Consider the following 18,583-nt stretch of genomic DNA (forward strand, 5'->3'; position numbering starts at 1 on the left):
TATCCTAAGAAAGTATTAGATTACAAAACTCCCAGAGAGGTGTTATACGCTGGCTAACTTGGACTTGAATTTTGCCCCTGCTATTTTGATTTGAAATTTATGAGATAAAAAATAAGAAGCACGAGAGTGCTTCTTATTCATTAGTGATTATTCACCGTTATTTTTCTTAATGATTTCTTCTTGAACAGACTTAGGAACATCTTCGTAGTGGTCAAATACCATCATGAAAGTACCACGTCCTTGAGTAGCTGAACGAAGAACAGTTGCGTAACCAAACATTTCTGCAAGTGGAACGTAAGCACGAACAACTTGAGTGTTACCACGAGCTTCCATACCGTCAACACGTCCACGACGAGCTGTTACGTGACCCATAACGTCACCAAGGTTTTCTTCTGGTGCTGTGATGGTTACAAGCATCATAGGCTCAAGAATAACTGGTTTTGCAGTCTTAGCAGCTTCTTTAAGAGCAAGAGATGCTGCGATCTTGAAGGCAGTTTCAGATGAGTCGACATCGTGGTATGAACCATCATAAAGTTTAGCTTTGATGTCAACCATTGGGTAACCAGCAAGGACACCGTTTGCCATAGATTCTTCCAAACCTTTTTCAACCGCTGGGATGAATTCACGTGGAACCACACCACCAACGATGGCATTTTCAAACTCGAATCCTTTACCTTCTTCATTTGGAGTGAATTCAATCCAAACATCACCAAATTGACCTTTACCACCTGATTGACGTTTGAAGAATCCACGTGCTTGTGTAGCAGCACGGAATGTTTCACGGTAAGATACTTGAGGCGCACCTACGTTTGCTTCAACCTTGAATTCACGTTTCATACGGTCAACAAGGACATCCAAGTGAAGCTCACCCATACCAGAGATAACTGTTTCACCAGTTTCAACGTTTGTTTCAACACGGAATGTTGGGTCTTCTTCAGCAAGTTTTTGAAGAGCGATCCCCATCTTATCTTGGTCAGCTTTAGATTTTGGCTCAACCATCAATTGGATAACTGGTTCTGGAACTTCGATTGACTCAAGGATAACTTTAGCTTTTTCATCAGTCAATGAGTCACCAGTTGTTGTATCTTTCAAACCAACAGCAGCGGCGATGTCACCAGAGTAAACTGTTTCGATTTCTTTACGAGTGTTGGCGTGCATTTGAAGGATACGTCCGATACGTTCACGTTTACCTTTAGTTGTGTTAAGCACGTAAGAACCTGAGTTCAAGACACCTGAGTAAACACGGAAGAAAGTCAAACGACCTACGAATGGGTCTGTCATGATCTTGAAGGCAAGCGCTGCAAATGGCTCATCATCAGACGCTGGACGTGTTTCTTCTTCGTCTGTATCTGGGTTGATACCTTTGATAGCAGGGATATCAAGTGGGCTTGGAAGGTAGTCAAGAACCGCATCAAGCATCAATTGAACACCTTTGTTTTTGAAGGCTGAACCACAAAGAACTGGGTAGAATTCAACGTTGATAGTTGCTTTACGGATAGCAGCTTTCAATTCGTCGTTTGTGATTTCTTCACCTTCAAGGTATTTCATCATAAGGTCTTCGTCAGTTTCTGCAACTGCTTCAACCAATTTTTCACGGTATTCTTGTGCTTGATCAAGGTATTCAGCAGGAATATCTTCTTCAAGGATGTCTGTACCAAGGTCGTTTGTGTAGATTTCAGCTTTCATCTTGATAAGGTCGATAATACCACGGAAATCATCTTCTGAACCGATTGGCAATTGGATTGGGTGAGCATTTGCTTGAAGACGATCGTGAAGTGTAGATACTGAGTAAAGGAAGTCTGCACCGATTTTGTCCATTTTGTTAGCAAATACGATACGAGGAACTCCGTACTCAGTCGCTTGACGCCATACAGTTTCTGTTTGAGGCTCAACACCTGATTGTGCATCAAGAACTGTTACCGCACCGTCAAGAACACGAAGAGAACGTTGTACTTCGATAGTGAAGTCCACGTGTCCTGGTGTGTCGATAATGTTTACACGTGTGTCTTTCCATTGCGCTGTTGTCGCAGCAGATGTGATAGTGATACCACGTTCTTGCTCTTGCTCCATCCAGTCCATTTGAGACGCACCTTCGTGAGTTTCACCGATTTTGTGGATTTTACCAGTGTAGTAAAGGATACGCTCTGTTGTAGTAGTTTTACCAGCATCAACGTGAGCCATGATACCGATATTACGAGTTTTTTCAAGTGAAAATTCGCGTGCCATTGTTTTCTCCTATAAATTTTTAGTTTACTTTTCTATTATACCATTATTTGTAAAAAACGGATAGGCAGGACCTACCCGTTTTTCTCATCATTTATAAAATGTGAACTAATCTTTTTGTAAATAGTTACATCCTATGAAATAAAGTTCAGCCTAAAAGTTCGAGAAAAAAGATAAATCTTTTTTGAACGGCTTAATATTCTGCAAAGATTTCCTATTTTTCCTTGAACTTTCTTAACGGCTTCACATCCTATCTTACCAGCGGAAGTGTGCAAATGCACGGTTAGCTTCAGCCATACGGTGAGTGTCTTCACGTTTCTTAACAGATGCACCTGTGTTGTTTGCTGCATCCATGATTTCTTTTGCAAGACGGTCTTTCATAGTGTGTTCACCACGAGCACGTGAGGCATTTACCAACCAGCGAAGTCCAAGTGTTGTACGACGTTCTGGACGCACTTCAACTGGGACTTGGTAGTTAGAACCACCGACACGGCGTGCACGTACTTCAAGTACAGGCATGATGTTTTCCATAGCTGTTTCAAACACTTCAAGAGCGTCGTTACCTGTAGTTTCTTTGATTTGCTCAAAAGCATCGTAAACGATAGTAGCAGCTGTACCACGTTTACCATCAAGCATAACACGATTGATAAGACGTGTTACGATTTTTGAATTGTATAATGGATCTGGTAATACTTCGCGTTTTGGCGCTTGGTTTTTACGACTCATTTTCTCTTACCCTCCTATTTTCTTACCCTTTAGGGCGTTTTGCACCGTATTTAGAACGGCTTTGTTTACGGTCAGCAACACCTGCAGTATCAAGTGCACCACGAACGATATGGTAACGTACCCCTGGAAGGTCTTTTACACGTCCACCACGGATAAGCACAACACTGTGTTCTTGAAGGTTGTGTCCGATACCTGGGATGTAAGCTGTTACTTCGATAAGGTTGCTCAAACGTACACGAGCAAATTTACGAAGGGCAGAGTTAGGTTTTTTAGGTGTCATAGTACCAACACGAGTCGCAACACCACGTTTTTGAGGTGATGAGATATTTGTTGGAACTTTTTTGTGACTGTTGTAACCAACGTTAAGCGCTGGTGATTTAGATTTTTCTACTTTAGATTTACGTGGTTTACGAACCAACTGGTTAATTGTAGGCATCTACATTCTCCTGTTTTTTTAGTTTTGGTTGATGATACACTTGGTGACAGCTATCATCTGTGTGTACTTTGCAACTATTGTCAGCACGTCTCTGTACACTTTTGAGAGACCAAAAGTAAAAAGTACCGTCTACTATAGTAACATGTTTCACTTTTTTCGTCAATGGATTTTTCGCTCTTTTTTTGCGATAAACATCCTAGCGCTGCTTTGTATCAAGGATGATAGTGACGGGTCCGTCATTTTCAAGTGTGACCTGCATATCTGCGCCGAAAATACCCGTTTCTACCGGCACACTTTGTGCTAACTTGTCATTAAACTGCTCATAGTAATCTTTAGCAAGAGTGGGATTGGCTGCACCTGTAAAGGCAGGGCGATTGCCCTTTTTCGTCTCAGCAAAGAGAGTAAACTGTGACACGGACAGAACGCTCCCTTTGATGTCCTTGACAGACAGGTTCATCTTTCCTGCCTCATCTGAGAAGATACGCATGTTGACAATCTTGCGACAAGCATAGTCCAAATCTTCTTGTGTGTCATCAGGTGCTACACCGACTAGAAGCAAGAGCCCGTCACTAATCTCTGCAATGACCTCATCTGATACAGCAACTTGTGCTGTCTTGACTCGTTGAATAATAACTCGCATTGCTGTCTCCTTAGCCGTTTGTGCGTTTAACAGAGTAAACGTCAGGGATAATTTTTATCTTGTCAACAACTGTGGTCAGGTGAGATAGGTTTGGAATGCCAAAGCTGACATGGATATTGGCAAACTTCATATCCTTTGTCGGCTGAGCGTTGACCGTAGAGATACTCTTTGTAGCGTTGCTAAGTGTTTGAAGCACATCATTTAGCAAGCCACTGCGATTGAGCCCGTAAATGTCAATCTCTGCCATGTATTCTTTGCTGTCGTTTGTGGTCGTATCCCACTCAACATCAACCAAGCGCTGCTCATAGTTTTCCTGACTTTTTAGATTGTGGCAATCCGCACGGTGAATAGCGACACCACGACCTTTGGTGATGTAGCCCTCGATGGCGTCTCCTGGAACAGGGTTACAGCATTTGGCGATACGCATGAGAAGCCCAGACGCTCCTTGGATGATAACGCCATTTTCGCTGCGGACTTTAAGAACTTCTTTTTTCTCTTTTTTAACTTCGCCGCCGTTCATGAGCTCTTCTGCCTCTGCCTTGGCTTTGGCACGCTCCTCCTCACGGCGTTCTTTTTCCGTCAAGCGGTTAAAGACCGTCACAGGGCTCAAATCACCAAAACCAACTGCTGCATAGAGAGCTTCCTCACTGCGCACGCTCAGCCTTGGCAAAATGGCGTCAATATGCTTTTTATCCAGATATTTGTTGGCAACATAACCCTGCTCTTGGAAATAAGAGACCAGCATATCACGCCCTTTGCTGACAGACAGTTCCTTGTCTTGATTTTTAAAGAACTGACGGATTTTATTGCGGGCTTTATTGGTCTTGACAATCTTAATCCAATCTCGACTTGGTCCAAAAGAATTAGGATTGGTGATAATTTCAACGACGTCACCAGTCTTTAGCTTCGCAGTCAAAGGCGCCATGCGACCGTTGACACGAGCGCCGGTTGCTTTTTCGCCGACCTGCGTGTGAATAGCATAGGCAAAATCAATCGGTCCTGAGTCCTTTGGCAACTCCTGCACAGCACCAGTCGGTGTAAAGACATAGATACGCTCTGTAAAGATGTCTTCCTTGACAGAATCGACAAATTCCTTGGCGTCGCCGCCTGAGTCTGCCTGCAGCTCAACCAGCTCTTTTATCCAGTTCATGCCAAGCGCTTGCTCTTGTGAGTTGACCTTACCTTTGATACCCTTTTTATAAGCCCAGTGCGCAGCAACCCCGTATTCAGCAACTTCGTGCATTTCTTTGGTACGAATTTGAATCTCGATAGGACCTTTAGGACCGTAGACCGTCGTGTGGATAGACTGGTAGCCATTTGCCTTTGGCGCTGCGATGTAATCTTTGAAACGCCCTGGCATTGGACGCCACAGCTCATGGATGTAGCCGACCATGGCATAAACATCACTTGGACTCTCCATGATACAGCGAATGGCAATCAAGTCGTAAATCTGATCAAAGCGCTTTTTCTTGTCCCGCATTTTGCGATAAATCGAGTAGATGTGTTTAGGACGTCCGTAAACATCACCATAGAGCCCTTGCTCTTCGGTGTAGTCCTTGATTTTTTTGACAATCTCATCCACCAAGGCTTCACGCTCACGGCGCTTCTCACTCATCATGTGTGAAATCTTGTAAAACTCGACTTCATTGAGATAGCGAAATGATAAATCTTCTAACTCCCACTTGATACGACTAATCCCCAAACGGTGCGCTAGCGGTGCGTAAATCTCCATGGTCTCACGTGAGATACGCTCTTGCTTGTCTTTTCGTAGGTGTTTGAGGGTACGCATATTGTGCAGGCGGTCAGCTAACTTGACCAAAATCACACGGATGTCTTTTGACATTGCCATGAGCATCTTGCGGTGATTTTCAGCCAGCTGTTCCTCGTGGCTCTTGTACTCCACTTTACCCAGCTTTGTCACGCCATCGACAATATCACGTGCGTCCTTGCCAAAATTTTCCTCAATATCGTCAAGCGTGCGGTCAGTGTCCTCAACCACATCGTGTAAAAAACCACACGCCACTGTCACCGCATCCAACTGCAGGTCTGCTAAAATCCCAGCCACTTGGATAGGGTGAATAATATAAGGCTCTCCTGACTTTCGCACTTGTGTGATGTGCGCTTCTGTCGCATAATCAAGCGCTTTTTTGACATAAGCCACATCAGAGTCATTCATATACTTTTGGGTGAGGGCTACAACCTCATCTCCCGTTAAATTTACAATTTTTGCCATACTCTTCCTCGTCCGAATTGTCTTTTTCCTATTGTACCACTTTTAGGGCAAAAAGAAAAAGTCCTAGACCTTGTAAAGCTCTTCTTGCCGATTTCTTGCAAGGCGGATGACATTTTGTTACACTACTATACGACTAGGAGGAATCATGACTATTACGATTATCTATATTAGCCTGAGTGGCAATACCGAGAGTTTTGTTACGCGTCTGTCAAGCTATCTCAAAACCTGGCACCAGATAGACACCAAGCTTATCAACATCAAAGAACTCGACTACACGACCTTTCCTGTGACAGAGCCTTTTGTCGCTATGCTGCCGACTTATCTCGAGGGGGGAAATGGTGTCGATAACGGCGATGTCGAGATTTTGACAACACCTCTTGGTGACTTTATCGCTGCTCATGACAACTACAAGTACTGCTATGGTATCGTAGGCTCTGGCAATCGCAACTTCAACCATCAATTTTGCCTAACCGCTAAGCAATATGCTAAGCGCTTTGGCTTTCCTGTCCTAGATGAGTTTGAACTGCGTGGCACATCTAGTGATATTGAGCGTATCGCAGGTAAAATCATCGCTGCTCAAGAGGCATTTCATACATAGAAAAATGAGGCTGACAATTGAGCTGTTCTAAGGTTAGACGACAATCTAATACTTCGAAACAGGCCAATCATCAAACCTCTTTTATTTTTCTGCCCAACTCATAAAACAGAGAACTAATCTGTCACCATCTCTTTTAGTCCTAGCTGTTTCCATAGCCAATAAGCAATGGCAAAGTCTACCATACCATGGATAATCGTACCAATTCCAATGAGGACAAAGAGCATAAACCAATAATTGGCTGTAGCCCCAGTCCCTGCCGTCATCATATAAACCACGACGACTTCACCAATAGCATGTAGGACATTGAGCACAAAGGCAAAACCTAGCATAGCTGTTAAACTATCCCATAGAGCAGGCTTTTTCTGCAACCAGTAAGCACCTACCACCGCAAAAATGACATGACTAAGTGCACGCAAAACAATGACAATCGGAAAACCTGCGATTAAAAAGCCCAGCGTTGTTCCCAAGGTCACCATCAAGGCAGAAAAGGGAGAGATAAATATGGCTAGTAGAATGGGGACATGACTAGCTAAGGTATAGGAGGCAGGTCCAATGACAAGCTTAGCAGGCATAACAAGCGGAATCAAAATCCCTAGAGCAGTGAGGATAGCAGACAGCGATAACACTTTAGCAACTCGCTATGAAGACGTAACGTTCATAATAACTCCTTAAAAATAATTTCCTTTATTTTATCATATGTCATGACACATGTACATAGATTTTGGTGTTTATTTTTAGAATTTTTAAGAAATATAGAAAATAAACCGCCAATGCCAAGCTAGAAACAGTTGTCATCAGAAAAAGAGAAAACCAATCTGGTTCTCTCTTCCTGCTGTTCACAGTGCGATGTTAGCTTCTTCTAATGCTGTGCGGATGTTATCAAATTGGTCTTTTGTCTCACAGGCAATGGTGTGGACATGGATACCTTGCGTGAGTGAGCTCAAAAGAGCGTCCTCATGACGTTCTAGACTGGTCATAAAATGCTGGACATCATCCTGTGTCGCAATTTTGTAAAGGGGCTGATAGTGTGCCGTAGATAGGGTGGTCAACCTCAACAGTCATAACCTTACCACCCAGCTCAATGACCAGCGCCAGCTCTTTTTCAACAGCGTCTGCGCTGTGCTGGCAGGCAATCTTGCCGATATATTGCGCTTGGGAGGAGAGATTTTTCTCTAAGAGATAACCTCTGTGCGTCGATAAAATGCCGTGATGGTTTGCTCGTAGTAGTGCCACGTCTCCAACAATCGCCTATCGACTAACCCCTAGTTCCTTGGCTAGGTAACTAGCAGAGAGGGGCTTCTGGGTCTGATCAAGTCTCTCTAATATCAACTGTCTACGCTCTGCTGCTTTCATATGCCCTCCACACATCTATATACTTCAACCTATTATAGCATATCATCAACAGTTAGACCCATCCTTTTATTGTGCCAAGTCCTTTTTTGCCGCTTCGATTTGCCATTTGACTTGGTCAAAGCCAGTTCCGCCAAGCGAATGACGGCGCTTGACAGCATTGTAAGGGTCTAAGACGGTGTAAACATCATTGTCAATAACATCAGAGATTTCTTGGTAGCTCTCTAAGCTGACATCCTGCAGGTAAATTCTTTTCTTGCTGCACTCAAGCACCAGCTTTCCAACGATTTCATGCGCTTTTCTAAAAGGGACACCTTTACTAGCTAGATAATCCGCAAGCTCTGTGGCATTTGAGAAATCTTTTTGTGTGGACGACTTCATGCGTTCTTTATTGACCTTCATGCTGCCTAGCATGCCAGCAAGGATGTCAATTGCCACCGTGATGGTCTCAGCAGTGTCAAACATGCCTTCTTTATCTTCTTGTAAATCTTTATTGTAAGCTAGAGGAAGGGACTTCATGACTGTCAGTAAACCGATGAGATTGCCATAGACCCGCCCAGACTTGCCACGAATGAGCTCTGCCATGTCTGGGTTTTTCTTTTGTGGCATGATGGATGAGCCAGTTGAAAAGGTGTCAGACAAAGTGACAAACTGATACTCGTGGCTACACCAGTTGATGATTTCCTCACAAAAACGACTCATGTGCATCATGAGGATACTGGCATTGGAGAGAAATTCCAAGATAAAATCACGGTCTGACACGGCGTCTAGGGAATTGCGATAAGGCGTAGAAAAGCCCATCAAGTCAGCTGTAAAGTTCCTGTCAATGGGAAAAGTCGTTCCAGCTAGAGCCGCAGCACCAAGAGGTGAGAGGTCAGCGTGCTTGACGTTAAAGCTAAAGCGCTCGCTATCTCGTGTAAACATACTATAGTAAGCCATGAGATGATGTCCAAAAGAGATAGGCTGTGCATGCTGTAAGTGCGTGTAGCCTGGCATGATGGTCTCGATGTTATCCTCAGCAAGCTTGACGATAACACGGCGTAGGTTTTCGAGCTTTTCTATGACCTCAGCAAGCTTCGCTTTTAAATACAAGTGCATATCTGTTGCCACTTGGTCGTTACGTGAGCGTGCGGTGTGTAGTTTGCCTGCGACACTGCCAATCTCGTCTGTCAACAGCTGCTCGATATTCATGTGAATATCTTCGTTGGTGACATCAAAAGTCAGCTCTCCTGCCTTGTACTTTCTAAGCAAAGTCTCAAGTCCTGCCTTAATCGTCTTGGCTTCGTCTTTTGAGATGATACCTGTCTCACCCAGCATGGTGACGTGAGCGATGGAGCCTTCGATGTCGTACTGTGCCATTTTCTGGTCAAAGGAGATGGAGGCTCCAAACCCCTCGACCCATTTCTCAAGGCTGGCTTCAAAGCGTCCGCCCCATAATTTATGATTTTCTGTCATAATCTCTCCTCTTTGTCGTTTGCGTAGCCAAGAGCTTAGTCATCCAGTTCAGGGTGATTGACTTGACTGTTGACCTGTGTTGGTAGCCCCCAGAGTTTGATAAAGCCTACAGCTGCCTCTTGGTCAAAGCTATCTGCTGCTGTGTAAGTCGCTAGATTTTCATCGTAGAGGGAATTGTCTGATTGACGAGCAACTACAACTGCTGAACCTTTGTAGAGTTTGACCTTAGCCGTACCATTGACCACCTTTTGCGTTTCCTTGATGTAAGCAATAATCGCCTTGGTCGCTGGGCTAAACCAGAGAGCGTTGTAGATGAGATTTGAGAGCTCGTTTTCCAAAATAGGCTTGAAGTGAGACAGCTCACGCACCAGCGTAATATCCTCAATCTCCTTGTGGGCAGCCAGCAAAGTCACAGCAGCAGGACACTCGTAGATCTCACGTGATTTGATACCGACAAGACGGTTTTCAACGTGGTCAATACGTCCCACACCGTGCTTTCCTGCTTGGGCGTTGAGTGCTTGGATGAGGTCGGCTAGCTTCATCTCCTTGCCATCTAGCGCAACAGGCACACCCTCTTTAAAGGTGATGTCCACATACTCTGGGGTATCAGGAGCGTCCTCTGCCGCATTTGTAATACCAAAGGCATCTTCAGGCGCTTGATTCCATGGATTTTCGAGGATACCACATTCATTGGCACGTCCCCAGAGGTTTTGGTCGACAGAGTAAGGATTGTCAAGGTCTGCTGGGACTGGGACACCGTTTTCCTTGGCGTAGGTGATTTCCTCCTCACGTGACCATTTCCACTCACGCACAGGGGCGATGACTTTTAGACTTGGGTCAAGCGCAGCGATTGCCACCTCAAAACGCACTTGGTCATTTCCCTTACCCGTACAGCCGTGGGCAATAGTTGTAGCACCAGTCTTATGGGCAATCTCAACCAACTTCTTAGAAATAATCGGACGGCTAAGCGCAGAAACTAGTGGGTACTTTTGCTCGTACATGGCGTGTGCTTGGAGAGCAGGAAGGACGTAGTTTTCAGCAAACTCATCCTTGACATCAAGGACATAAGACTCAAGCGCACCAACCTTTAGCGCCTTGTCATGAATGAAATCCAAATCCTTGCCCTCACCAACGTCCATGCAGACCGCTATCACATCATAGTCTTTTTTGAGCCAAGTAATGGCAACAGAGGTATCCAGTCCACCAGAATAGGCTAAAATTACTTTTTCTTTTGTCATCGCAGGTTCTCTTTTCTTTATAAATATTACAACCATTTACGGTTTGTACGCATAATTATACGACTACTTACTCTCCCTGTCAAGACTTTTTTGCAATAAAATGCGATTATTTTAAAAATATTCGTATATACAAAAAATCTGATAACCCAAAAAGGTTATCAGATTGTGATTAGCTAATCAATTCAAGCACATTTGAGAGGTGTTGGATAGACTTCTCACGTCCAAGAAGATAGATGGTATCTGGCAGTTCTGGTCCGTGCATTTCGCCTGAGACGGCAACACGGATTGGCATAAAGAGGTTTTTGCCTTTAATGCCTGTTTCTTTTTGGACTGCCTTGATTTGCGGGAAGATATTATCCACCACAAAGTCCTCGTCAGAGAGATTTTCTAGTTTTTCCTTGAAGGCAGCAAGTACTGTCGGCACAGTCTCACCTTTTAGCACCTCGATAGCGTCCTTACTCAAGACTGGGTAGTCTGAGAAGAAAAGGTCTGTCAATGGCACAATCTCGTCAGCTGACTTCATTTGAGGTTGGTAGAGTTTGACTAATTTCTCTGCTTTTTCCTTGTCCTCTAAACGTCCAGCTTCTGCTAAGAATGGCTCACAAAGAGCAAAAATCGTCTCAAAGTCGGCATGCTTGATGTAGTCATTGCTCATCCATTCTAGTTTCTTCTGGTCAAAGGCTGCTGGTGACTTGCTGAGGCGTTTTTCATCAAAGAGCTTAATGAGCTCTTCACGAGAGAAAATCTCGTCCTCACCACCTGGGTTCCAACCCAAAAGAGCAATGAAGTTAAAGACTGCTTCTGGCAGATAGCCTTTCTTGCGGTAGTCTTCGATGAATTGAAGCGTGTTGGTATCACGTTTTGAGAGCTTTTTACCTGTTTCAGAGTTGATGATAAGGGTCATGTGCCCAAACTCTGGCGCTTCCCAGCCTAGTGCCTCATAAACCATGAGCTGTTTTGGTGTGTTTGCGATGTGGTCGTCTCCACGGATAACGTGGGAGATTTCCATGAGATGGTCATCCACAACCACGGCAAAGTTGTAAGTTGGGTAGCCGTCACGCTTTTGGATAACCCAGTCGCCACCGATATTGCCTCCTTCAAACTCGATGTCGCCCTTAACCATGTCGTTCCACTTGTAGATACCCGCTTCATTGACCGCTAGACGCACCGTTGGTGTAATGCCTGCCGCTTCACGCTCAGCGATGTAGGCTGCTTTTTCGTCCTCACTCATGCCAAGATATTCGTTGATGTAGCGAGGAGTTTCGCCTGCTGCTTCTTGACGTTCACGCTCCGCAGCCAACTCTTCCTCAGTCACATAAGACTTGTAAGCTTTGCCTTCTGCTAAAAGCTGGTCAATGTAGCCTTGGTAAAGCTCTAGGCGCTCAGACTGACGATACTTGTCATGTGTTTCTGGGCTTTCATCCCAGTCAATCCCTAACCAACGCAAGTTTTCAAGTTGTGAACGCTCACCATCCTCCACATGACGCTTGCGGTCTGTATCTTCGATACGAATCACAAAAGTACCGCCATAATGACGGGCATAGAGATAGTTAAACAGTGCCGTACGGGCATTTCCGATATGTAGTAGTCCTGTTGGACTTGGTGCGTAACGCACACGAATTTGCTTAGACATAGCATTCTCCTATACAATTTTCAATCGTTCCTATTATAGCACAAAAATAAGGCAGGGACAAAATTCCCTAGACCTTATTTGTTTTTTATTGACTTTGCCAAAAATCAGGGCAACAATTAGCCATCTGACAGAGGTAAAAAGCTCTCTAGGCTGTGGCAAAGGTTTCAAGATTAAGGCTCTGTACATAAACCTCACCTGTGCCACGGAAGGTATTGACCACGCCTTCGCCTGTTCCGATGGATTGGACAAATCCATTTTCCAAGTGAATGTTGTAATCGAGCTCGGTGCTCCATGCGACAACATGAGCGTTGTCAATGGTCATCTCGTCACCCTGAAGCTCGATTTTTTGATAGAGCCAAAGGCGTTAGCTAGAAGCGTGCCGACGCTTCAGTTGTCATGACAAAGAAGCCACCTTGTCCGCCAAAGAGCGCACGCCCAACAGACTGACGTTCCATGCGGTATTGAGCAGAGCCGTCCAAAGCTAGAAAGACACCGTCATTGAGGCGGTATTGCTTGCTACCTAGCTCGAGAGCTACGACTTGACCAGGTGTATTTGGTGCTAGTGCGAGCTTGCCATTATCAGCGTTTGACACGGCTTGAGTAATCAACATGGACTCGCCTGAAGTCATCGAACGTCCAATGGCTCCCTTGAGTTTACCCAGACCGCTCCCACGACCGTTGAGCTTGGTGTTTAGGCTGACGCTAGGCGTATGGTAAACCATACTGCCACGCTGAATATAAACATGCTCACCACGCTCAAGCGTCACCTCAACTAGCGGAAATTGCATATTACTGTCAATTGAAAAAGCCATTTCTTATTCTCCTTTTTGTATCGCTGTTTTAATACAATTAAAACATTTGCCAAAGAAGTTTGCAAGCCTTTTCAAGGATAATTACTATTTCTTAAGCTTTGACCTCACTCATACGCCCTGTGTCAACGTCATAGACCGCCCCAGAAATCTCGACATCATCTGGGATGAGCGGAGATTGTCGCAAGAGCGCCATGTCCTCACGCACACTCTCCTCCACGTCTGTAAAGGGCAGAAAGTCCTTGTCATGCACATCGACGCTCAAATCACGCTCAAGCTGTTGTGTAAAGGCGGCATTTTCAAAGGTCTGCGCTCCGCAGTCGGTGTGGTGGATGACGATAATCTCACGAGTACCTAGCTGCTGCTGTGAGATAACTAGCGAGCGAATCATATCGTCTGTCACACGCCCACCGGCATTACGCAGAATGTGCGCATCCCCAAGCGCCAAGCCTAAGGCTTGCGCCACGTGTAGCCTAGAGTCCATGCAGGTCACAATAGCCACACGGGTCTTTGGGTGAATAGGCAAATGCGCTGTTCCATGCAGGTCAACGTAAGCCTGATTGGCTTTCATAAATTGCTCAAAATATGACATAACTTCTCCTTAATGTGCAAACACTTTCTTTAAAACATCATTCACGGTTGAAACGCCGATAACCTCAATGCCGTCTGGCAGAGAAAGACCAGCGAGAGCATTTTTAGGGACGTAGATTTTTTTGAAGCCTAGTTTTGCCGCTTCGTTGATACGTTGTTCGATACGATTGACCCGTCTAATCTCACCTGTCAAGCCAATCTCACCGATAAAGGCGTCCTGCGGATTGGTGGGCTGTTCTTTGTAGCTCGAGGTGATAGCGACAGCTACAGCAAGGTCAATGGCAGGTTCATCCAGCTTGACACCACCCGCTGACTTGAGGTAGGCGTCTTGATTTTGTAATAGCAGTCCGCAACGCTTTTCTAAAACCGCCATGATAAGGCTCACTCGGTTAAAATCAAGCCCTGTCGCTGTCCGCTTGGCATTGCCAAAGACGCTAGGCGTTACTAGCGCCTGCACCTCAGCAAGGATGGGACGTGTCCCCTCCATAGTCACGACAATAGCAGAACCTGTCGCCCCATCCAAGCGCTCCTCTAGGAAAACTTCGCTAGGATTGGTCACCTCAACCAGACCCGCCGACTGCATTTCAAAGATACCGATTTCGTTGGTAGAGCCAAAACGGTTTTTAACCGCTCGTAAAATCCTAAAAGTATGATGGCGCTCGCCCTCAAAATAGAGCACTGTGTCCACCATGTGCTCTAGCATCCGTGGTCCAGCAAGAGTCCCTTCCTTGGTCACATGCCCAACGATAAAGGTAGCGATATTGTTGCTCTTAGCCAGTTGCATGAGCTCTGCTGTCACCTCACGCACCTGACTGACCGACCCTTGGACACTAGAAATCTCTGGGCTCATAATGGTCTGAATGGAGTCAATAATCAGAAAATCAGGCTGCAATTTCTCAATCTCAGCTCGTATGCTCTGCATATTGGTCTCAGCATAGAGATAAAACGCATTGTCAATATCGCCAAGACGCTCGCTACGCAGCTTAATCTGCTCAACAGACTCCTCGCCCGACACATAAAGTACCGTTCCCTTATTTGCCAGCTGGGTAGAGACCTGCAGGAGCAGCGTTGACTTCCCAATCCCAGGGTCTCCTCCGATGAGAACGAGACTGCCTGGGACAACGCCACCACCTAGGACACGGTTAAACTCCTCCATGTCGGTCTGTGTGCGATTGACGTTGATGGAGCTGACCTCACTCAGCTTGACAGGACGTGTTTTCTCACCAGTTAGGCTGACTCTGGCATTTTTGACCTCGGTGACGTCTACTTCCTCCACAAAAGAGGTCCAAGACGAGCAACTGGGACAACGCCCTAGATATTTTGAAGAATGGTAACCACATTCCTGACAAACAAATGTCTTTTTCGTTTTAGCGATGATAAACCTCCTACTAAAAATCTACTGTTATCGTCTCACCATAAGCTATTTCTTTCTGAGAGACAAATTGGCGCATGAGCATGCTGTGGGTCACGATGATAACCGTGTCATAGCCACGATACTTTTCCAAGGCGGCTAGAAAACGTTGTTTAACCTGTTCTGCCGTTTCATACCGATAAGACGCATTTTCTGGTAACTTGCCATCATTTTCCCAAAAAGTCTGATAGGCTTTCGCAACAGCTTCTCCTGTATAATTTAAATTCTCTAAGTCAGGACGCCACTCATGAAAGAAAGGCTCAACTAAAAGGTCCAAACCAGTCTCACGGGCGATATAAGTTGCCGTCTCAAGCGCTCGAGTTATCGACGATGAGATAATGGCGTCAGCCGATTGAAAGCTTTCGCTTTTAGCAAGCTCTCGTGCTAAATGTCGACCATGTTCACTCAAAGGTGCAAAATCACGTCCAAAACCACTATAGTTTTCAGGGTTCTCACATCCATCTAACATGGAATAGTCTGGCTCAGAATGGCGAACAAAAATGACTCTCATAAAAATCTCCTATCCATTCGCAAAGGTCACTTAGTTTCCTGTACTTCCAAAACCGCCTGTCCTTACGCCATCTGCTTCGTCGCCGTCAGCAACCAAGAAAGGTGCAAAAACACCTTGGACAATGCGCTCACCCACTTCAAGCGTGACAGGCTGGTCAGTGATATTTTGCATTTGAGCAAAGATATGCCCTTCGTTTGCGGGATTGCCATAGTAATCCCCATCAATGACACCTACTGAGTTAATGAGAACCAAGCCTTTTTTTCTCGGATTTGACGAGCGGTCGTAGAGATAGAGCACCTCACCAGCCTGCATATAAGCCTTGACGCCTGTTGGCACAAGGACAATCTCACCTGGCTCAATCACCACACGCTCAGCCACTTTCAAGTCATAACCAGCCGCATGCGCTGTTTCACGCTTTGGCAGCAACGTCTCATCAGTATAGCTTGACACCAACTCAAAACCACGGATTTTCATCACATTTTTCCTCCAAATCTTGTTTCTTTATTATAATCTATTCGTTTGCGAAAAGCAAAATTCTGGGATAATATCGGCTCAAGTCAGACAAGCGACTTGTGACTATGGTATAATGAACAGGATAATAGACTAAATTTAGCAAAGGAAAGAGGAAGAAAATGGCTAAGCAAACTGTTGCAGTCCTAGGACCAGGGTCTTGGGGAACTGCTCTAGCTCAAGTCCTAAACGACAACGGACACGACGTGCGTCTTTGGGGCAATATTCCAGAACAAATCGACGAAATCAATAACCAACACACCAATACCCGCTACTTTAAAGACGTTGTCCTCTCAAGCGACATCAAGGCTTATACTGATTTAAAGGCTGCGCTTGACGGCGTGGACGCTGTTTTATTTGTCGTTCCGACAAAAGTGACACGCCTTGTCGCAAAACAAGTGGCTGAAGTCCTTGACCACAAGGTCACGGTCATGCACGCTTCAAAAGGTTTAGAACCTGGCACACATGAGCGCTTGTCTACTATCCTCGAAGAGGAAATTCCTGAGGACTTGCGTAGTGAGATTGTCGTGGTCTCAGGACCAAGCCACGCTGAGGAGACCATCGTACGTGACATCACCCTTATCACAGCCGCTTCCAAAGACACCGAAGCTGCCAAATACGCTCAAAAGCTCTTTAGCAACAACTACTTCCGCCTCTACACCAACACAGACGTTATCGGAGTTGAGACGGCTGGTGCGCTCAAAAACATCATCGCTGTTGGTGCTGGTGCTCTTCACGGTCTTGGCTACGGTGACAATGCCAAAGCGGCTATCATCACACGTGGGCTGGCTGAAATTACCCGCCTCGGTGTCAAGCTAGGAGCTGATCCATTAACTTATAGCGGACTGTCTGGTGTTGGTGACTTGATTGTCACAGGGACATCTGTTCACTCCCGCAACTGGCGTGCTGGGGACGCTCTTGGACGTGGTGAAAAGCTAGAGGACGTTGAGAAAAATATGGGCATGGTCATCGAGGGTATCTCAACGACCAAGGTTGCCTATGAGCTGGCTCAAGACCTGGATGTCTACATGCCAATCACGACAGCTATCTACCGTGGTATCTACGAAGGAGCTGACATTCGTGAGAGTATCCTTAGCATGATGACCAATGAGCTCCGTGCTGAAAACGAATGGCGATAGGTCTAGCCTTTTGCTTTCCAATATGATAAAATGTAGTAAATACGCTTACATATAGAAGGGAAAAGTTATGACTAAAGTAAGAAAAGCAGTTATCCCAGCGGCAGGACTTGGGACACGTTTCTTGCCAGCTACCAAGGCACTCGCTAAAGAAATGTTGCCTATCGTTGATAAACCAACCATTCAATTCATCGTTGAAGAAGCTCTAAAATCTGGTATCGAGGACATCCTTGTCGTGACAGGAAAGTCAAAACGCTCTATCGAGGATCACTTTGACTCCAACTTTGAGTTAGAATACAACCTCAAAGAAAAGGGCAAACACGACCTTTTAAAACTGGTTGATGAGACAACAGGGATTCGTTTGCATTTCATCCGTCAGAGCCACCCACGTGGACTTGGCGACGCTGTTTTACAAGCCAAAGCCTTTGTTGGCAATGAACCGTTTGTTGTTATGCTTGGTGACGACCTCATGGATATCACCAATCCAAAGGCAACGCCGCTCACCAAACAGCTCATCAACGACTACGAAAAAACGCATGCTTCAACCATTGCTGTCATGGAAGTGCCTCATGAGGATGTGTCTAGCTACGGCGTGATTGCACCTCAAGGCGAAGGCGAGCACGGGCTTTATAGTGTGGAAACATTCGTTGAAAAGCCAGCACCAGAAGACGCACCTAGCGACCTTGCTATTATCGGACGCTACCTCTTGACACCTGAGATTTTTGCTATCCTTGAGACACAAGAGCCAGGCGCTGGCAATGAAATCCAGCTGACAGACGCTATTGACACGCTCAATAAAACACAACGTGTCTTTGCCCGTCAGTTCACAGGTGACCGCTATGATGTGGGCGATAAGTTTGGCTTCTTAAAGACAACCATTGACTATGCCCTACAGCACCCACAAGTCAAAAACGAGATGAAAGACTATCTCATCACTCTTGGTAAAGAGCTGGAACAAGCTGAACCAAAAACTAAAGACTAAAAATTAAAAGAAGAGAACGCTGTTGGCACTGCACCCTTATAATGGGACACAAGAAAAACACATTCATGAGGCCAGTTTTCTGTACTTTACAGGAGACTGGT

Annotated in this window: 16 protein-coding genes and 2 pseudogenes; 3 read left to right on the forward strand and 15 right to left on the reverse strand. The window is 45.4% G+C overall.

Going from position 1 to position 18,583, the window contains the following annotated elements; genetic code table 11:
- Positions 1-147: 147 nt before the first annotated feature.
- The 5 genes from fusA to AALA56_RS08340 all read right to left on the reverse strand — a co-directional run bounded on the left by fusA (position 148) and on the right by AALA56_RS08340 (position 6,258).
- Complete coding sequence (gene fusA, locus AALA56_RS08320) at positions 148-2,226, reverse strand: elongation factor G (protein ID WP_369909582.1); 2,079 nt, start codon at positions 2,224-2,226, stop codon at positions 148-150.
- 252 nt (positions 2,227-2,478) lie between these two features.
- Positions 2,479-2,949, reverse strand: coding sequence for a 30S ribosomal protein S7 (gene rpsG / locus AALA56_RS08325; protein WP_164683805.1), 471 nt, complete (start codon positions 2,947-2,949; stop codon positions 2,479-2,481).
- 22 nt (positions 2,950-2,971) lie between these two features.
- A complete protein-coding gene (rpsL, locus tag AALA56_RS08330; RefSeq protein ID WP_115271088.1) occupies positions 2,972-3,385 on the reverse strand; it encodes a 30S ribosomal protein S12 in 414 nt (137 codons plus the stop codon).
- Positions 3,386-3,581: 196 nt separating this feature from the next.
- Positions 3,582-4,025, reverse strand: coding sequence for a D-aminoacyl-tRNA deacylase (gene dtd, locus AALA56_RS08335; RefSeq protein ID WP_369909584.1), 444 nt, complete (start codon positions 4,023-4,025; stop codon positions 3,582-3,584).
- Between the two features lie 10 nt (positions 4,026-4,035).
- Positions 4,036-6,258: a RelA/SpoT family protein gene (locus tag AALA56_RS08340; RefSeq protein ID WP_369909585.1), complete on the reverse strand. Its 2,223-nt coding sequence runs from the start codon at positions 6,256-6,258 to the stop codon at positions 4,036-4,038.
- Positions 6,259-6,403: 145 nt separating this feature from the next.
- Between AALA56_RS08340 and nrdI the strand changes: the two genes are divergently transcribed.
- Positions 6,404-6,856 (forward strand): class Ib ribonucleoside-diphosphate reductase assembly flavoprotein NrdI, encoded by a 453-nt coding sequence (gene nrdI, locus AALA56_RS08345; RefSeq protein ID WP_369909586.1) that lies wholly within the window; start codon positions 6,404-6,406, stop codon positions 6,854-6,856.
- A gap of 113 nt (positions 6,857-6,969) precedes the next feature.
- On the opposite strand, the gene AALA56_RS08350 is transcribed toward nrdI, so the two are convergent.
- From AALA56_RS08350 to AALA56_RS08395, 10 genes and pseudogenes are all read right to left on the reverse strand, one after another.
- Positions 6,970-7,482 (reverse strand): hypothetical protein, encoded by a 513-nt coding sequence (locus AALA56_RS08350; RefSeq protein WP_369909587.1) that lies wholly within the window; start codon positions 7,480-7,482, stop codon positions 6,970-6,972.
- 210 nt (positions 7,483-7,692) lie between these two features.
- Positions 7,693-8,209: pseudogene (locus AALA56_RS08355) on the reverse strand (3H domain-containing protein).
- 66 nt (positions 8,210-8,275) lie between these two features.
- Positions 8,276-9,664 (reverse strand): argininosuccinate lyase, encoded by a 1,389-nt coding sequence (gene argH, locus AALA56_RS08360; RefSeq protein ID WP_369909592.1) that lies wholly within the window; start codon positions 9,662-9,664, stop codon positions 8,276-8,278.
- Positions 9,665-9,696: 32 nt separating this feature from the next.
- Complete coding sequence (locus AALA56_RS08365) at positions 9,697-10,899, reverse strand: argininosuccinate synthase (RefSeq protein ID WP_369909588.1); 1,203 nt, start codon at positions 10,897-10,899, stop codon at positions 9,697-9,699.
- Between the two features lie 169 nt (positions 10,900-11,068).
- Positions 11,069-12,532 (reverse strand): glutamate--tRNA ligase, encoded by a 1,464-nt coding sequence (gene gltX / locus AALA56_RS08370; RefSeq protein ID WP_369909589.1) that lies wholly within the window; start codon positions 12,530-12,532, stop codon positions 11,069-11,071.
- Between the two features lie 145 nt (positions 12,533-12,677).
- Positions 12,678-13,344 (reverse strand): annotated as a pseudogene (locus AALA56_RS08375) (TIGR00266 family protein).
- Positions 13,345-13,435: 91 nt separating this feature from the next.
- The gene (locus AALA56_RS08380; RefSeq protein WP_369909590.1) at positions 13,436-13,933 is read right to left on the reverse strand and encodes a beta-class carbonic anhydrase; all 498 of its coding nucleotides are present in this window, start codon (positions 13,931-13,933) and stop codon (positions 13,436-13,438) included.
- A 9-nt stretch (positions 13,934-13,942) separates the two neighbouring features.
- On the reverse strand, positions 13,943-15,307 hold the full coding sequence (gene radA, locus AALA56_RS08385; protein ID WP_369909593.1) for a DNA repair protein RadA: 1,365 nt from the start codon (positions 15,305-15,307) through the stop codon (positions 13,943-13,945).
- 13 nt (positions 15,308-15,320) lie between these two features.
- Positions 15,321-15,854, reverse strand: a complete 534-nt coding sequence (locus tag AALA56_RS08390; RefSeq protein WP_369909591.1) for a histidine phosphatase family protein — start codon at positions 15,852-15,854, stop codon at positions 15,321-15,323.
- Positions 15,855-15,884: 30 nt separating this feature from the next.
- On the reverse strand, positions 15,885-16,328 hold the full coding sequence (locus AALA56_RS08395; protein WP_277295863.1) for a dUTP diphosphatase: 444 nt from the start codon (positions 16,326-16,328) through the stop codon (positions 15,885-15,887).
- Positions 16,329-16,486: 158 nt separating this feature from the next.
- Here AALA56_RS08395 and AALA56_RS08400 point away from each other — a divergent pair, with 158 nt between their 5' ends.
- Both AALA56_RS08400 and galU read left to right on the forward strand, forming a co-directional pair.
- Positions 16,487-17,503 (forward strand): NAD(P)H-dependent glycerol-3-phosphate dehydrogenase, encoded by a 1,017-nt coding sequence (locus tag AALA56_RS08400; RefSeq protein ID WP_276760355.1) that lies wholly within the window; start codon positions 16,487-16,489, stop codon positions 17,501-17,503.
- A 67-nt stretch (positions 17,504-17,570) separates the two neighbouring features.
- Complete coding sequence (galU, locus tag AALA56_RS08405; RefSeq protein ID WP_115271114.1) at positions 17,571-18,482, forward strand: UTP--glucose-1-phosphate uridylyltransferase GalU; 912 nt, start codon at positions 17,571-17,573, stop codon at positions 18,480-18,482.
- Positions 18,483-18,583 lie beyond the last annotated feature (101 nt).

It is taken from the genome of Streptococcus hyointestinalis, assembly GCF_041225505.1.
Lineage (GTDB): Bacteria > Bacillota > Bacilli > Lactobacillales > Streptococcaceae > Streptococcus > Streptococcus hyointestinalis_B.

What these genes read in the sequence shown, in the direction of transcription:
- fusA (WP_369909582.1), bottom strand. Translation starts at nt 2,226, where the DNA reads ATGGCACGCGAATTTTCACTTGAAAAAACTCGTAATATCGGTATCATG.
- rpsG (WP_164683805.1), bottom strand. Translation starts at nt 2,949, where the DNA reads ATGAGTCGTAAAAACCAAGCGCCAAAACGCGAAGTATTACCAGATCCA.
- rpsL (WP_115271088.1), bottom strand. Translation starts at nt 3,385, where the DNA reads ATGCCTACAATTAACCAGTTGGTTCGTAAACCACGTAAATCTAAAGTA.
- dtd (WP_369909584.1), bottom strand. Translation starts at nt 4,025, where the DNA reads ATGCGAGTTATTATTCAACGAGTCAAGACAGCACAAGTTGCTGTATCA.
- AALA56_RS08340 (WP_369909585.1), bottom strand. Translation starts at nt 6,258, where the DNA reads ATGGCAAAAATTGTAAATTTAACGGGAGATGAGGTTGTAGCCCTCACC.
- nrdI (WP_369909586.1), top strand. Translation starts at nt 6,404, where the DNA reads ATGACTATTACGATTATCTATATTAGCCTGAGTGGCAATACCGAGAGT.
- AALA56_RS08365 (WP_369909588.1), bottom strand. Translation starts at nt 10,899, where the DNA reads ATGACAAAAGAAAAAGTAATTTTAGCCTATTCTGGTGGACTGGATACC.
- gltX (WP_369909589.1), bottom strand. Translation starts at nt 12,532, where the DNA reads ATGTCTAAGCAAATTCGTGTGCGTTACGCACCAAGTCCAACAGGACTA.
- AALA56_RS08380 (WP_369909590.1), bottom strand. Translation starts at nt 13,933, where the DNA reads ATGTCATATTTTGAGCAATTTATGAAAGCCAATCAGGCTTACGTTGAC.
- AALA56_RS08390 (WP_369909591.1), bottom strand. Translation starts at nt 15,854, where the DNA reads ATGAGAGTCATTTTTGTTCGCCATTCTGAGCCAGACTATTCCATGTTA.
- AALA56_RS08395 (WP_277295863.1), bottom strand. Translation starts at nt 16,328, where the DNA reads ATGAAAATCCGTGGTTTTGAGTTGGTGTCAAGCTATACTGATGAGACG.
- AALA56_RS08400 (WP_276760355.1), top strand. Translation starts at nt 16,487, where the DNA reads ATGGCTAAGCAAACTGTTGCAGTCCTAGGACCAGGGTCTTGGGGAACT.
- galU (WP_115271114.1), top strand. Translation starts at nt 17,571, where the DNA reads ATGACTAAAGTAAGAAAAGCAGTTATCCCAGCGGCAGGACTTGGGACA.